This is a genomic window from Trinickia symbiotica, from assembly GCF_002934455.1.
Taxonomy (GTDB): domain Bacteria; phylum Pseudomonadota; class Gammaproteobacteria; order Burkholderiales; family Burkholderiaceae; genus Trinickia; species Trinickia symbiotica.
In genome coordinates, this window is record NZ_PTIR01000008.1 from 116763 (window position 1) to 131671 (window position 14909).

The 14909-nt window shown below is 66.0% G+C and carries 13 protein-coding genes; 4 read left to right on the forward strand and 9 right to left on the reverse strand.

Annotated features, from left to right (window positions below):
* The first annotated feature begins 164 nt into the window (after nt 1-164).
* Entirely contained in the window at nt 165-2258 is a 2094-nt protein-coding gene (gene tkt / locus B0G57_RS13750; protein ID WP_018443947.1) for a transketolase, read from the forward strand.
* A gap of 147 nt (nt 2259-2405) precedes the next feature.
* Here tkt and B0G57_RS31100 read toward each other — a convergent pair whose 3' ends face one another.
* Complete coding sequence (locus B0G57_RS31100) at nt 2406-2801, reverse strand: hypothetical protein (protein WP_018443948.1); 396 nt, start codon at nt 2799-2801, stop codon at nt 2406-2408.
* A 200-nt stretch (nt 2802-3001) separates the two neighbouring features.
* Between B0G57_RS31100 and B0G57_RS13755 the strand changes: the two genes are divergently transcribed.
* Nucleotides 3002-3394 (forward strand): DUF3022 domain-containing protein, encoded by a 393-nt coding sequence (locus B0G57_RS13755; protein WP_020566568.1) that lies wholly within the window; start codon nt 3002-3004, stop codon nt 3392-3394.
* A gap of 2 nt (nt 3395-3396) precedes the next feature.
* Entirely contained in the window at nt 3397-6105 is a 2709-nt protein-coding gene (locus B0G57_RS13760) for an ATP-binding cassette domain-containing protein (RefSeq protein ID WP_018443950.1), read from the forward strand.
* A gap of 16 nt (nt 6106-6121) precedes the next feature.
* On the opposite strand, the gene B0G57_RS13765 is transcribed toward B0G57_RS13760, so the two are convergent.
* The 3 genes from B0G57_RS13765 to B0G57_RS13775 form a co-directional block, all read right to left on the reverse strand.
* The gene (locus B0G57_RS13765) at nt 6122-6478 is read right to left on the reverse strand and encodes a type II toxin-antitoxin system HicB family antitoxin (protein ID WP_026230276.1); all 357 of its coding nucleotides are present in this window, start codon (nt 6476-6478) and stop codon (nt 6122-6124) included.
* Entirely contained in the window at nt 6475-6729 is a 255-nt protein-coding gene (locus tag B0G57_RS13770) for a type II toxin-antitoxin system HicA family toxin (protein WP_018443952.1), read from the reverse strand. The genes B0G57_RS13765 and B0G57_RS13770 overlap by 4 nt, the downstream gene beginning before the upstream one ends.
* Before the next feature lie 159 nt (nt 6730-6888).
* Nucleotides 6889-7596, reverse strand: a complete 708-nt coding sequence (locus B0G57_RS13775; RefSeq protein ID WP_018443953.1) for a succinate dehydrogenase/fumarate reductase iron-sulfur subunit — start codon at nt 7594-7596, stop codon at nt 6889-6891.
* A gap of 167 nt (nt 7597-7763) precedes the next feature.
* Between B0G57_RS13775 and B0G57_RS13780 the strand changes: the two genes are divergently transcribed.
* Complete coding sequence (locus B0G57_RS13780; protein WP_018443954.1) at nt 7764-8978, forward strand: zinc-dependent alcohol dehydrogenase; 1215 nt, start codon at nt 7764-7766, stop codon at nt 8976-8978.
* On the opposite strand, the gene B0G57_RS13785 is transcribed toward B0G57_RS13780, so the two are convergent.
* The 5 genes from B0G57_RS13785 to B0G57_RS13805 form a co-directional block, all read right to left on the reverse strand.
* On the reverse strand, nt 8921-9958 hold the full coding sequence (locus B0G57_RS13785) for a UDP-glucuronic acid decarboxylase family protein (protein ID WP_051090142.1): 1038 nt from the start codon (nt 9956-9958) through the stop codon (nt 8921-8923). The genes B0G57_RS13780 and B0G57_RS13785 overlap by 58 nt on opposite strands.
* A 14-nt stretch (nt 9959-9972) precedes the next feature.
* Nucleotides 9973-10926, reverse strand: coding sequence for a glycosyltransferase (locus tag B0G57_RS13790; RefSeq protein WP_018443956.1), 954 nt, complete (start codon nt 10924-10926; stop codon nt 9973-9975).
* Nucleotides 10916-11974, reverse strand: coding sequence for a glycosyltransferase family 9 protein (locus B0G57_RS13795; protein WP_223258678.1), 1059 nt, complete (start codon nt 11972-11974; stop codon nt 10916-10918). Before B0G57_RS13795 ends, B0G57_RS13790 begins: the two co-directional genes overlap by 11 nt.
* Before the next feature lie 77 nt (nt 11975-12051).
* On the reverse strand, nt 12052-13032 hold the full coding sequence (locus B0G57_RS13800) for a glycosyltransferase family 2 protein (protein WP_083925834.1): 981 nt from the start codon (nt 13030-13032) through the stop codon (nt 12052-12054).
* Nucleotides 13033-13157: 125 nt separating this feature from the next.
* Nucleotides 13158-14906 (reverse strand): carbamoyltransferase family protein, encoded by a 1749-nt coding sequence (locus B0G57_RS13805; protein WP_018443959.1) that lies wholly within the window; start codon nt 14904-14906, stop codon nt 13158-13160.
* Nucleotides 14907-14909 lie beyond the last annotated feature (3 nt).

Below are 14909 nucleotides of genomic sequence, written 5' to 3' on the forward strand. Positions count from 1 at the left end.
CGCTCGGCTGCCCTGACGGGTTGTCGCCGCGTCGTTTGCAAAAACTGCTGAGATCGCTGAATGGATTGCCGTTTTCTATCCTTCGGCGGGCGGCCGCGCGCGGGTGCGGGTACGGACGTTGCGCCATTTATCGTTCGTTGTACGCCGACCGGACAGGAGCCCGCATGCGTCCCGATTTTGCCCTCGATCAACTCGCCATCGATACGATTCGCACGCTGTCGATGGACGCGGTTCAAAAGGCCCATTCGGGCCATCCTGGAACGCCGATGGCGCTGGCGCCCGTCATCTATCAGTTATGGCAGAAGCATCTGCGCTTCGACCCTGAAGAGCCGCTGTGGCCGAACCGCGATCGCTTCGTGCTTTCAGTCGGCCACGCGTCGATGCTGCTCTATGCAACGCTCCATCTCGCGGGGGTGAAAGCGGTCGACGATGAAGGTCGGGCGACGCGAGAGCCCGCTGTGTCGCTCGACGACATCAAGCGCTTTCGCCAACTCGACAGCAAGACGCCCGGACACCCCGAGTACCGTCTCACGACCGGCGTCGAAACGACGACGGGGCCGCTTGGCCAAGGGCTCGGCAACAGCGTCGGGATGGCGATTGCGGCCTGTTGGTACGCCGCGCATTTCAACCGCGACGATGCGGCGCTCTTCGACTATCGCGTCTACGCACTATGCGGCGACGGCGATCTGATGGAGGGCATATCGCACGAGGCGGGATCGCTCGCGGGGCATCTGCGGTTGGGCAATCTCACGTGGATCTACGACAGCAATCGCATCACGATCGAAGGTCGTACCGATCTCGCCTACAGCGACGACGTCGAGACCCGTTTTCGCGGGTACGGATGGCATACGCTGCACGTCGACGACGCGAACGATACCGCCGCGCTCGATGCCGCGCTGGACGAGGCGAAGGCGGTGGGGGACGCGCCCACGCTCATCGTCGTAAAGAGCGTGATCGCTTGGGGCGCGCCGAACAAGCAGGATACGGCTGCCGCGCACGGCGAGGCGCTCGGCGAGGAGGAAGTCGCGCTTGCGAAGCGAGCGTACGGGTGGCCGGAAGATAAGACGTTCTACGTGCCCGACGAAGTGCCAGGGCGCTTTGCAGAGGGAATCGGTGCGCGCGGCGCGCAGGCTCGCCGCGATTGGGAGGCGAAACGTAAGGAGTACGAAGGACGCTACGCCGAACTCGCGCGCGAGCTGGCGCAGATTGAATCGCATACGCTGCCCGATGGGTGGGATGCGGACATCCCCGTTTTCGAGCCTGACGCGAAGGGCGTTGCCACTCGCGCCTCTTCGGGCAAGGTGCTCAATGCGATCGCGGCACGCGTGCCGTGGATCGTCGGCGGCGCGGCGGACCTCGCGCCTTCCACGAAGACGTTGCTCGAATTCGAAGGCGCGGGCAGCTTCGAGCACGACAACCGGGCCGGACGCAATCTTCATTTCGGGGTGCGCGAGCATGCGATGGGTGCCGTCTCCAACGGTCTCGCGCTTTCCAACTTGCGTCCGTTCGCGGCTACCTTTCTCATCTTCAGCGATTACATGAAGCCGCCGATCCGACTGGCAGCCATCATGGAAGTACCCGTCATCTACGTATTCACGCACGACTCGATCGGTCTCGGCGAGGACGGTCCGACGCACCAGCCGGTCGAGCAGCTCGCGACCCTGCGCGCCGTGCCTGGCCTGACCGTGCTAAGGCCTGCCGACGCGAACGAGGTGGTCGAGGCTTGGCGCATCGCATTGAACAACGTGCGCCGTCCGTCCGCCCTCGTCTTGTCGCGCCAGCCGTTGCCCACGATCGATCGCCAACGTTATGCGGCGGCCGAGGGCGTGCGGCGGGGCGCATATGTCGTGGCCGATCCGGACGACGGCCGGGCCCCGCAAGTGTTGCTGCTCGCCACGGGCAGCGAAGTGGCGATTTGCGTCGAGGTCTATGAGCGATTGAAGGGCGAGGGCATTGGCGCGCGCGTCGTATCGATGCCATCCTGGGACATCTTCGAGCGGCAGGACGACGGCTACAAAGCCTCGGTGCTGCCGCCGGAAATCGACGCACGCGTCGCCGTCGAGCAGGCGGCCACGCTCGGCTGGGATCGCTACGTTGGGCGAACGGGCGCAAAAATCGTGATGCACACGTTCGGCGCGTCGGCGCCGATACGCGATTTGCAAGGCAAATTCGGCTTCACGCCCGAGTGTGTCTACGAGGCGGCGAAGCAGCAAATCGCGCGCACTATCGCGACGCGAGGGCTGCCCGAAGGAGATTGATGCGGTGATGACGCCGCGCGCCGCGCAACGGCAACCGCAATGCGCCGCGCAGGCTGGCCGTCGGCGGGAGCCTGGCGGCCGGGCTCGCAGCCTAGCGCAGGCTAGCGGCGCCCCGGAGCGGAGACCCCGCTCCGGGGCGGCCTCCCGTCACTGGCGATGCTGATAATCGGGTTGATTTTGCGGGTTGTCGTTCGGATTGTTGTAGCCCGGCTGGACGTTCGTGTTGCCGCTGGTGCCCGTTCCGTTCATGTCGCTACGGTTGCCCATCGCGCCGCCGGTCCTGCCCGGGGTGCCGTAACCACCCGTGTTGCCGTTGCCGCGCATCTGGGGCTGGTTCAGCGTATTGCCGCCGGGAGTGGCGCCATAGCCGCCCGTCGCACCGCCGCCGGTTCCGTTGCCGCCGGTCGCGCTCGTGCCGCCGCCCGCACCAGTACCGCCCGCGCCGGCGCCGCCGCCCGCGCCGCCGCCAGCCTGCGCGTAAACGCCGGTTGCGCATGCGATCGTCAGTGCCGAAGCAAGCAGAGTCTTCATCGTGGCTTTCATGGGGGTCCTCCTATAAATGGTTGCCTTATGCGTTGCATTGATTCCGCACGCATACGTAATTCCGCAAAGGCTGTGCCGCAAACGGCTCTTTGTGCGTCGCTTCGCCCCCGGGTATAGCGATTGCGAAACTTAGTATCATCTTGCGCCGCTCGCGGTCTGCACGCCGGCGCGCCGCCGCGCGGCACGAAAAGGAGCACGCCATGACCGTCGCACTCGATCCCCACCAAGGCCTTATGGAAATCGAACAAGCACTGTCTAAAAGTTTCCCTTTTCCCTCGACGAAGATCACGCATGTCACCGATTCAGAGGACGTCGTGACGATCCAGGTTTCCTGGGTCGCCTCGGCCGCCGATCTGAGCATCCTCGATTCGCGCTGCGCGTTGAACCTCGTGCTCGAGCCCGATGTGCTCGGGCGATACTGCGCGCTCGACGGCGCTTCCAGACTGCGCGTGAGAGAGTCACTGCGAGCAATGGCGGAGGACGCGTGGCGAGCGCGTACGCGCGAGGGCGGGGACGATCTCGCCGAGTGCAATCTCATGGTGGGCGTGAGCGTTTCCGCCGTCGATGCGGCGGCTAAAGGGCTGGCGACGTGAGGTTGGAGCGGCGCGCACGCGCAAGCGTGCAGCGGCGCATCGCGGCGGACCTTTGGCAAGCCGTCTGGCGCTACCGGAAAGAAACGCTGGGCGCGACGGTATTGATGATCGCGTCGAAACTCGCGGGCGTGACAGTACCGCTCGCGCTGCGCTCGATTGTCGACGATCTCGCGCACCCGGCGCCTTATCTGCTGATCCCGATCTTCCTCGTGCTCGCCTACGTTTTGCTGCGCTTTTTCGGCGATGCGCTCGGCGAGGCGCGAGACGTCGTGTTCAGCACCGTTACGCAGCACACGGTGGCCGCGCTCGCGGAACGCACCTTCGCGCGCCTTCATCGGCTCGGCGCAAGGTTTCACGCCAAGCGCGAGACCGGCTCGATCGTGCGCGACGTGCAAAAGGGCACCGACGGCATTGGTTATTTGCTCGGCGTCGGGCTCTTCACGATTCTTCCCGCCCTCATCGAAATTGGCACGGTCATCGCCATCATCGCGCTCCATCTGACGATCGAGTTCACCTGGATCATTGGGGCGACGCTCGTTTGCTATGCGATTTACACCGTGGTGTTCACGCGCCGCCGAATGGTCGTCCAGCGAGAGGTCAATCGCCTCGAATCGGCGGCCGACAGCCGGCTCGTGGACAGCATGCTCAATTACGACACCGTCAAGTACTTCGCGGCCGAGGAGATCGAGGCGGAGCGCTATCACAATGTACTCGCGCATTGGGTCATCGCGCGGCTGCGCAACCAACGCGCGCTGACGACGCTCCATGTCGGTCAGAGCGCAATCGTCTGCTTGGGCATTGCCGCGACGATGCTGCTCGCGGTGCAACATGTCGCGGCCGCGCGCATGAGCGTGGGCGATCTGGTTCTAGTCAATGCGTACATCGTGCAAGTCTGCATGCCGCTCAATACGCTCGGCTTCGTTTTCCGGGAAACCAACGATGCGCTAGTGAACGTCGAGCGCATGTTTTCGGTGCTGGCCGGGGAGCGCTACGGCGAAGCGGGCGGCGGAATCGGGGACGAGGATCGCGACGAGCCGGGCGCGCGCGATCTCGTCGTCGCGGCCGGAGAGATCGTGTTCGAGCACGTCGATTTCGGCTATGACCCGGCGCGGCAAGTGCTGCACGACATCAGCTTTCGCGCATCGGCCGGGCATACGATTGCCGTGGTGGGCGGCAGCGGTTCCGGCAAATCGACGCTGGTGCGGCTTCTCTTTCGTCTCTATGCGCCGTCGCGAGGAACGATATCGATCGACGGCCAGGACCTCCGCCAAGTCACGCGGCGAACACTGCGCGAAGCGATCGGCATCGTGCCGCAGGACACCGTGCTCTTCAACGAGACCATCGCCTACAACATCGGCTACGGACGCGTCCGGGCGACGCGCGCCGACATCGTGCGCGCGGCGCGCGCCGCGCAGCTCGACGCATTCATCGAGCGCTTGCCCGATCACTACGACACGCGCGTAGGCGAGCGCGGCCTGCGCCTGTCGGGCGGCGAGCGCCAACGTATCGCCATTGCCCGCGCCTTCCTGAAAGACCCGCCGATCATCGTATTCGACGAAGCGACTTCGGCGCTCGATACGCGCTCGGAGCGCGCAATCCAGACGGAGTTTCGTCGGCTCGCGCAAGGACGCACATCGATCGTGATCGCGCATCGTCTGTCGACGGTCGTCGATGCGGACCGCATCCTCGTCATGGAGCACGGACGCATCGTCGAGCAAGGCACGCACGACGAGCTCATCGCCCGCCCGCATGGCGTCTACGCGCGGATGTGGGCGCTTCAGCGCGAGCAAGGCGAACTCGAGCATACACAGCGCAGGCTCGCCGCGCAGCCGCGGACGATCGGGGACCTGGCCTCGGCGATTGCCGCGCGCGTCGCTCGTGTTGCCGCCACGCGCGGTGTCGCGTTTCGCACGAATGTCGCCGATCCGGAACTGCCCGTCACTGGTGAGACGGACGAGATCGAGCGGGTTGTCGCGATGCTCGCTTCGAACGAAATCGAGCATGCGGCCTACGGGCAACGCGTTGAGCTGCGCGCGCAGCGCAGCGAAAACGGCGCGTGGCTCGTCGTGCTCGGCGCGCACGAGGAGCCGGCCGAACTGACCGACGAGCAAGCGGCCGTTGCCGAGGCGGTGCTCAGTGCGGCCGGCGGGACGTTCATGCCGTCCCCGGTCGACGGACGCGTCGCCTACGTTGCGGCGCTGCCGCTCGTACCCGTCGTTCCGGTGGGCGCTGCAGCGATGCCGGGCGAGAGAACGGCTGCTTTGACCGTCGACGGGTACGCCACTGGCGCCCGGCCTCCGGCTGCCGCATCGATGCTCGAGGGGATCTCGGTTCTCGCGATCGACGACGACGAGGAGGCGCGCGATGCCCTGGAGGCGGCGCTCGCGTCACATGGCGCGCGCGTGGCGCTCGCTGCGTCGGGCGCCGATGCGGTCGATCAGCTCGAGCGCACCGTGCCGGCGCGGTGGCCGGGCGTCGTGGTCTGCGATATCACCCTCGGCGAAGAAGACGGCTGCGACGTGCTCGAGCGAATCCGCGCGGTGGCGCGTCGGCACGCGGTGCCCGCGCTGCCGGCCATTGCGCTGACCGGTCATGCCGATGGCGCAACGCGGGCTCGGACCGAGCGCGCCGGATTCGAGGCGCATCTCGTCAAGCCCGTGCAGATCGATGCGCTCGCCGATGAGATACGCCGATTGGCGGTTCCCGCCTGAGCAACCGACGCTTGGCTCAGACCGCGAGCGCCATCCGGCAGCTCGCCGATGCGCGCTCGAGCACCTCGTCCACCCATTGATTGATGCTTTTTCCGGCGGCCGCCGCCGCGATGCCCACGGCGGCATGGACCTCCGGGCGGATGCGCAGCATGAGCTTGCCTGAAGCGGGTTTTTGCGGCGAGCGCCCCGTCCGGGCGCAATCGTCCAGATAGTGATCGACAGCCGTATGGAACTCGGCGGTCAGCTCGTCGACCGTTTCACCATGAAAGCTGATGCCGTCGGCGATGCCCAACACGTGCCCGACGAAAATGTTGTCGCGCGGATCGTACTCGATGCGCGCGAGGTATCCCTTGTAACTCATGACATTCATCACGGCTTGACTCCTAATTCGCTGAACCACGTTCGCAGGACCTCGACCTGGTACCGCTTGGCCTCTTTCGCGGGATGCGGCCGGTGCATGTACTTGCTCGTGCCCCATAGTTCGAACGCGACGCGCGAACCGGCGCCTTCCCTGGCTTGTCCGCCGAGCGCGACGACAAGTGCCTCGATGTCCCCGAAAACGATGCTGACGGGCGTGGGCCTGGCGAATATCGCGCTGAGAGTTTTGACATGCTTGCTGTTCATCGGCACCTGCGATAGCGAAAGATGATATCAAACGAATGGGTTTGATGCTATCGAAAAGTGCAATCAACGGGCAGTCGGCTGTTTGGCTAAAGAAAGCCGGGGCGACAAGGGCGCCCCGGCTGGTGTGGAGGAACGTTGTCCGCGGGTTGCCCGCGCGGCTCAGAGTGAGCGCCGTGCCAGCATCGATCGGATATGACCGATTGCAGCGGCCGGATTGAGCCCTTTCGGGCAGACGTCGGCGCAGTTCATGATCGTTCGGCAGCGAAAGAGCCGATAGGGGTCCTCGAGGTTATCGAGCCTTTCGGCCGTGGCCTGATCGCGCGAATCGACGATGAACCGATACGCCTGGAGCAACCCGGCGGGGCCGACGAACTTGTCGGGGTTCCACCAGTACGATGGACACGAGCTCGAGCAACAGGCGCACAGAATGCACTCGTAAAGACCATCGAGCTGGTCGCGCTCCTCCGGCGTTTGCAGTCGCTCGCGCTCGGGCGGCTGCTCATCATTGATGAGATACGGCTTGATCGAGTGGTACTGGCGAAAGAAGTCCGTCATGTCGACAATGAGATCGCGAATCACCGGCAGACCCGGCAGTGGGCGCAGCACGATGTGCTGCGGCAGCGCCTTCATGTTCGTGAGGCATGCGAGACCGTTCTTGCCATTGATGTTCATGGCGTCGGAGCCGCAAATGCCTTCGCGGCACGAACGGCGATAGGCAATGCTTTCGTCGAGCGCCTTGATGCGCCCGAGAACGTCCAACAGCATGCGGTCTTCGGGCCGCAGCTCGATCTCGTAACGCTGCATATGGGGCCCCGCGTCGCGGTCGGGGTCGTAGCGGAAGATGTCGATCGAACGCGCGTCGCTCATATCTGGGCTCCAACGAGGGTATCGGCTTGCGGATGCGGTTGCGACGCGCATTGCCCGTGCCCGGCCAGCGGGGCTTGCAATGCCCGAATGCCCGCGTCGCGCCGAGCGGGACTCCCTCTTGCTCGTTTCGCTTCCTGTTTCGAACGCAACTCTGACGGAGAGCGAACATGAAGGCAGTGGTATTTCACGGGCTCGGCGACATTCGCCTCGATACGGTGCCTGATCCGACGATCGAGGCGCCCACCGACGCCGTCGTACGCATCACCTCGAGCGCAATTTGCGGCACGGATCTGCACATGGTGCGCGGCACGCTCGCGGGCATGAAGCCGGGCACGATCCTCGGTCACGAAGGTGTCGGCATCGTCGAGGCGGTGGGCGCGAAGGTGCGCAATTTTGCAAACGGCGACCGCGTGCTCATACCGTCGACGATTTCGTGCGGTTATTGCGCGTATTGCCGCTCCGGCTACACGGCGCAATGCGACAACGCGAACCCGAACGGGCGGCTCGCGGGCACGGCGTTTTTCGGTGGGCCGGCGCCGAGCGGTCCCTTCAACGGCTTGCAGGCGCAATACGCGCGCACGCCGCTCGCGAACGCGAGCCTTATTCGTTTGCCCGACGAAATCGACGACGACCGCGCGATTCTGATGTCCGATATCTTTCCGACGGGCTGGTTCGGCGCGCAGCTCGCCAACGTGCGCGTCGGCGATACCGTCGCGGTCTTCGGCGCGGGGCCGGTCGGGCAATTCGCGATTGCCAGCGCGAAGCTGATGGGCGCCGGCCGCATTTTCGCCGTCGACCGGCTCGAATCCCGCCTGGCCATGGCGCGCGTGCAAGGCGCCGACCCGATCGACTTCGATCGCGAAGACCCGGTGGAGGCAATTCGCGAGCTCACTGGCGGTATCGGTGTCGATCGCGTCATCGATGCGGTCGGCGTGGACGCCGAGCGCGCGCAGCGCGGCCCGGCCGTGAACGGTCATGGCGGCCAGTCTTTCGACGCCGAGCTCGAGCAAGTTGCGCCGCAGCGCGCGTCCGGCGCCGATAACCAAGACGGCCGATGGAGGCCCGGCAGCGGACCGTCGCAAGCGTTGCAGTGGTCCATCAAAGCCGTTGCGAAGGCCGGCACGATCGGCATCATCGGCGTCTATCCGCCAAGCATGACGAGCTTCCCGATCGGCGAGGCGATGAACCGCAACCTCGATATACGGATGGGAAACTGCAACCATCGCGCGATCACGCCGCACCTCGTCGAACTCGTGCGCAATGGCACGGTCGATCCGATCGGCATCCTCACGCAACGCGAGCCGATCGCCGACGCGATCGAGGCTTACAAGGCCTTCGACGCGCGCGAGCCAGGCTGGATGAAAGTCAAGCTCGAGCCGTGAGGCGGCGCGCCGCGGCCGTCATGGCGCGCGTGCGCGAGCTGTGCGCGGAAATAGCCGGCCGTTGCGGCGAGGCCTTCGTCGAGCGCGGTTCGGGGCTCCCAACCGATCAGCGCGCGGGCGGATGAAATGTCGGGACGGCGATGCCAGGGATCGTCGATCGGCAACGGCCGGAATGTGATCGGGCTGGCGGAGCCCGTCGCGCGCGCGATGCGCTCGGCGAGTTCGAGCATCGTGATCTCGTGCGGATTGCCGAGATTCACGGGATCGCAGGTGCCGTCCGGCGCATCCATGAGAGCGACGAATCCGTCGATCATGTCGTCGACATAGCAAAGCGAGCGCGTTTGCGAGCCATCGCCGTAGACGGTCAACGGTTCGCCGGACAGCGCCTGAACCATGAAGTTCGAGACGACGCGGCCATCCGCCGGATGCATGCGCGGCCCGTAAGTATTGAAGATCCGCGCGATCCGTATCTCGAGACCGTATTGCCGCCGGTAATCGGCGAAGAGGGTCTCCGCGCAGCGCTTGCCTTCGTCGTAGCATGAGCGCGGGCCGATCGGATTGACGTGGCCCCAGTAGTCTTCCTTTTGCGGATGCACGCGCGCGTCGCCGTAGACTTCGCTCGTCGATGCCTGGAAAATCTTCGCGCGCAGGCGCTTCGCGAGCCCAAGCATGTTGATCGCACCGTGCACACTCGTCTTCGTCGTGCGGACGGGGTCGTATTGGTAATGGACCGGCGACGCGGGGCAGGCGAGATTGTAGATTTCGTCGACTTCGACATAGAGCGGAAACGTCACGTCGTGCCGCATCAGCTCGAAATTGCTGCGTGGGATCAGGTGCGCGACATTTTCTCGAGTGCCGGTGAAAAAGTTATCGACGCACAGCACGTCGTGGCCCGCTTCGACGAGCCGCTCGCAAAGATGCGAGCCGAGAAACCCCGCACCGCCCGTCACGAGGATGCGCTTTCGATCGAATTCCCGCATGTTCGTTTCTCCCTTCATCCAGCCGTTTCGTCCAGGACGCGACACCAGTCGTCGACGAAGCGCCCGATCGAAAACCGCTCGAGCGCGGTGCGGCGCGCGCCGGCGCCGAGCCGCCGAGCCTCGGCGGCGTCGCCGATGAGCCCATGCATCGTCGATATGAGCGCGTCGACGTCCGTCGCGATGTATCCGTTCTCACCGTTTTTGACGACCGTCGCGAGCTCGGTCGTCGCGAGACCCACGATCGGCATGCCGATCGTCATCGCCTCGACGACAGCCAGGCCGAGGCTCGTCCAGCGAATCGGATTGAAGAAGAACCGATAGCGAGCCGTGAAGGCGGCGAGATCGAGGTTGCCGATCTCGCCGAGCCCGCCGGCCTGCTCGGCATTCATTCCGACCAGATCGAGCGGCACTTGCCGGCGGACCGTCTCATAGACGTCGGCGCCGAGGCGCCGGCCTCTGCTTGCAAGATTGTTGACGACGACGATGCCGCGCGCGAGCTCGCCCGTGTAGCGGACGCCTTCGGGCACGAGCACGCCGTGCTCGATCACGGATGTCGGCGTATCGCCGCAATCCCACATGAGGCGATTGAAATGCGTCACGTGCACGAGGCGCGTTTGCGGATCGTCGACCCAGTGCCGCTCGCAAAACGGATTGCATTGCGGCGGATCGTGTTCGAGATAGATGCGCGGCAGGCGGCGCTGCTCATCCGAAAGCACGGACAGGCGATCGTTTTCCCAATGATCTCTGTGCTGGTACAGGACCAGGTCGAACGAGCGGCCGGCCACCTCTGCCGCGTCGACCTCGTGGACGTTGTCGCCCCAGGGCAGCACGCCCGTTTTTCCCACGTGTCCGGCCGGGTTGCCGGGCCGCGTGACGAGCCAGAAGTCGTGCGGCGCCTGCGTGAGGTAGTAGAGGTAATTGCCGTGCACGTGCCAGGTCAAAATGCGCAGGCGCCGATCAGGTCGCATGGCGATCCTCCGTCGCGCGTCGCGCGCCGCGCGAATGCAAAACGCCCGGCGCCGCCGCGCGCGTGCGCGAGTAGCGAGAGAGCTGAGCCAGCGCCGCGTCTACTACCCGCTCGACGCCGACGTTGAGCGCGCACGGATGGCCGTACGGGCAATCGCGGAACGAGCACGGCCGGCACAGCGGATAGTCCGCCACGATCCGGTGTCGCTCGCGATTGAGCGGCGCCCAGCGGCGCGTGTCGCTGCCCAAGGCGACGACGGCGCTCGGGGTGCGCAGCGCCGCCGCGACGTGAGAGATGCCCGTATCGTTGCAGACCACGAGCTGCGCGCGCGCCACGAGCGCCGCAAGTCCGCCGAGCGACGTCGCGCCGGCCAGATGGAGCGCGGGTGCGGCCATCGCGCCGAGCACGGCGCTCGTGATCGGCGTCTCGCTCGAAGTACCCGTGATCGCGATTTGCCATCCCCGCGCGGACAGTGCGTCGGCCACTTCCGCGAAGCGGGCGGGAGGCCAGCGGCGGGACGGCAATTGTGCGCCGGGATGCAGCAGCACCAGCCTTTCGGGCTCGATGCCGTGCCGTGCTTCGAGCGCCGCATACTCGTCGCGATCGCCAGGCCTGAGCGGAAACGTCAGCGCGTCGCTGGACGCGGGCAGGCCGAGCGCACGCACGAGCGCGAGATAGCGCCGAGGCTCCGGCAGCACGTCGGGCCAGAGAATGAAGCGCGGCTGCGGCGCTTCGTGCGGCTGCAGAAATCCTGCGCAGGCGCGGGCGCCGAGCTGCCTGACGATAGCGTTCGCCGGGCCGCCGCTGCCGTGAATCTGAATGGCGAGATCGAAGTGGCGCTCGCGCATCGCCGCGAAAAAGCGAGGCAAGCCTTCGTCCGTCTCGGGCTGCTCGGGAAAGCCGAGCGCGCCGGGAAAGACGGCGAGCTCGTCGACGAGCGGCGCAAATCGCTCGACGAAGCTCACCGCCCACGGCAAGCCGATCAGCGTGATGCGCGCGCGTGGCCACGCGGCTCGCAGCGCTCGCAGCGCGGGCACGGCGCAGAGCATGTCGCCGAGCTGCAGCGCGCGGAACACCGCGACGCGACGAGGCGGCCGTTGACCTGGCGCGACGGGGGGACTGTCGATCAAAGGAACCATGTCCGATAGTGGATGGCGCCACGGATGCGCCAATAGATGGAAAGAAACGGAATCAGTGCCGACGTGACGGCCATCTCGGCGATATGGCGCCAGTCGCGGCTGCGGCCGCGTATGCGCCGCGCGAAGAAGTGCGCGGTCAACGCGAACCAGACGAGCGCACTCGCCGCGGCGATCGGAATCGCGCCGTAGGCCGCGCCGATCGCGGCGACGAGCGCTGCGATTGCCGTCGCGTAGTAGTCGAGCGGCGGCTTGCGCGCGATGCGGTGTTTGTAGAGTCGGCGGTGTTTGTAATAAAGAAGCGCCTCGAAGCGGCTTTTCTTCTGCTGCGTCAGGCTGATGCCCCAGCGCGCGGGCCTGACCGGATGCGCGACGATCGCGTCGGGCGCGCGCACGATGCGGCCGCCGGCTCGCATCAGCGAGAACTGAAGGTCCGAATCCTCGCGCCAGGCGGACGTGAACCGTTCGTCGAATCCGCCGACCGTATGGAGCGCCGCGCGCCTGACGAACGCGTTGGCCGTCGCGAATTCGGCCCGCTCGAGCCCGCTCGCGTCGGCCTCGTAATCGGTCGGCGGGTCCGGAATCGGTACGACGATCGCGCCCGCGGCCGCGGCCGTGTCGTCGTCGATCGCCGCGAGGCCGGCTTCCAGCCACCGTGCATCGGGGATCGTGTCGTCGTCCGTGAAGGCGATGACGGGCGCGTGCGCGTGGTGCCACCCCGCGTTGCGGGCGGCCGCCGGGCCTTGGGTCGCTTTGATCGCGAGATATCTGACCGTCAGCCCGTGTGGGCGATGTGCGTTCGCGAAGCGGTGGACCAAAAGGCGCGTCTCGTCGTCGGGACCGTCGTCGCAGACGATGATCTCGTAACGCTCGGGCGCGAGCGTTTGTGCGGCGAGCGCATTGAGGCAGCGCTCGAGCAACTGCGGCCGTTGCCACGTCGGCACGACGACCGACACAGCGAGGCTTGCCATCCCGCGCTCCGGCGCGAGGGTGGGCGATACGACGGCGGCCGGCGCGGCGAGCCTCACGGCTTCGGAATTTTCCGAGGAGTCGGCGGTGTCAGCGACCCGAGCGGCGGGTCGGAGATTGTATAAGCTCACGCGGCTGCCTCCTCTTTTGTGACGAGAAACGGGCCGATGACGAGTGCGTCGAGCGGCGATGTCCAGAACGACTCGAGCGCATCGCGCGGCGAATTGACCATCGGCTCGCCGCGCGTATTGAACGAGGTGTTCACGAGAATCGGCACGCCGGTGCGCGCAAGGAAAGCGGCGAGCAGATCGTAGTAGAGCGGATGCTGCTGCCGGTTGATCGTCTGCACGCGCGCCGTGCCGTCGACATGCCGCACGGCGGGAATACGCTCTGCCCGCTCGGGCCGCACGTCGAAGATGAAGAGCATGAACGGCGCCTTGCGGCCGCCTACGAACCAGTCCGCGACGTGCTCTTCCATGACGACAGGAGCGACGGGGCGAAAATCTTCGCGGTCCTTGATCTCGTTGAGCTTGGCCTGCATGCCCGGGTCGATCGGCGAGGCCAGAATCGAGCGGGCGCCGAGCGCGCGCGGGCCGAACTCCGTACGCCCCTGGTACCAGCCGATCACGTTGCCTGCCGCGAGCAGATCCGCCGTTTCGCCCGCGACATCGGCGAGACGCTTGAATCGCACCTTGGACCAGCGCAGAAACCGCTCGATCTCGGCGTCCGAATAGCCCGGCCCCAGGTAGGCATGATCCATCGTCCAGCGGCGCGTCGGCGTGCTGCCGGCTTTGCCGCGCTCGCGCCAGTCGATCCAGAGCGCGGCGCCGAGGGCAGTGCCCGCATCGCCCGCCGCCGGCTGCACCCAGACGTCCTCGAACGGCCCTTCATCGCGAAGGCGAGCATTCATGACGCAGTTGAGCGCGACCCCGCCGGCCATGCAAAGCCGAGGCAAGTTCGTGCGCGCGTGCAGCCATTCGGCGAGCTGAAGCACGGTTTCCTCGAGCACGGTTTGCAACGAGCTTGCGATGTCGTAATGCCGTTGCTCGAGCGGACCGCCGCGTTCGCGCGGTGTGCCGAACCGTTCGACGAGCCGCGGCTCGTCGACAAAGTAGCTCCCGTCGCCGCGATAGCGCACGATTTCGCGAAACACGTCGGCATAGACCGGTTGGCCGAAAGCCGCGAGCGCCATCACCTTGTACTCGTCGCACGAGTGCAGGAAGCCGAGCCAGTCCGTCACGGCTTCATAGAGGAGGCCAAGCGAATGCGGCAGCTCGACCTGCTTGATCCGCTTGTACTCGCCGGCCACGAACTGCCCGAGGCTGGTCGTCACGCCTTCGCCGCGGCCATCCATCGTCAGCACGGCCGTATCCCCGCACGGAGCGGCGAGAAAAGCGCTCGCCTCGTGCGCCAGATGGTGCTCGACGTAGTGCCACGCGAAGCGATGTCCGCTTCCGTTCGCTCGAAATCGCTTCTTCAGATGATGCGGCGCGCCGTCGATGAGTTGCGCCCGCGCATTGACGATGTAGCTCACGAAGAGCGGGTCCCAGGGCGACGCCGACGGATCGCCCATCGGTTGCAGGCCGGGCTCCAGCGGCAACGCGATCGTCGCGCGTCCCGGCGCAGGCATCGTCGCCAGCAGCGCGGGATCGTACGAATAGGCAACATGATCCACGTCGGCGAGCGTAATGCCGGCCTCTTTGAGGCAGTAGTCGATCGCATCGAACGGCAGTTGCCAGGTCGAGAACGGCACGGGCCGCTTCGCGTGCTTGACGTGCGTGAACCGCTCGTCTTCGGCTGCCGCGATCACGACGCCATCGCGCACGAGCGTGGCGGCGCTATCGTGATAGACGGCGTTGATTCCGAGGGTATACATGTT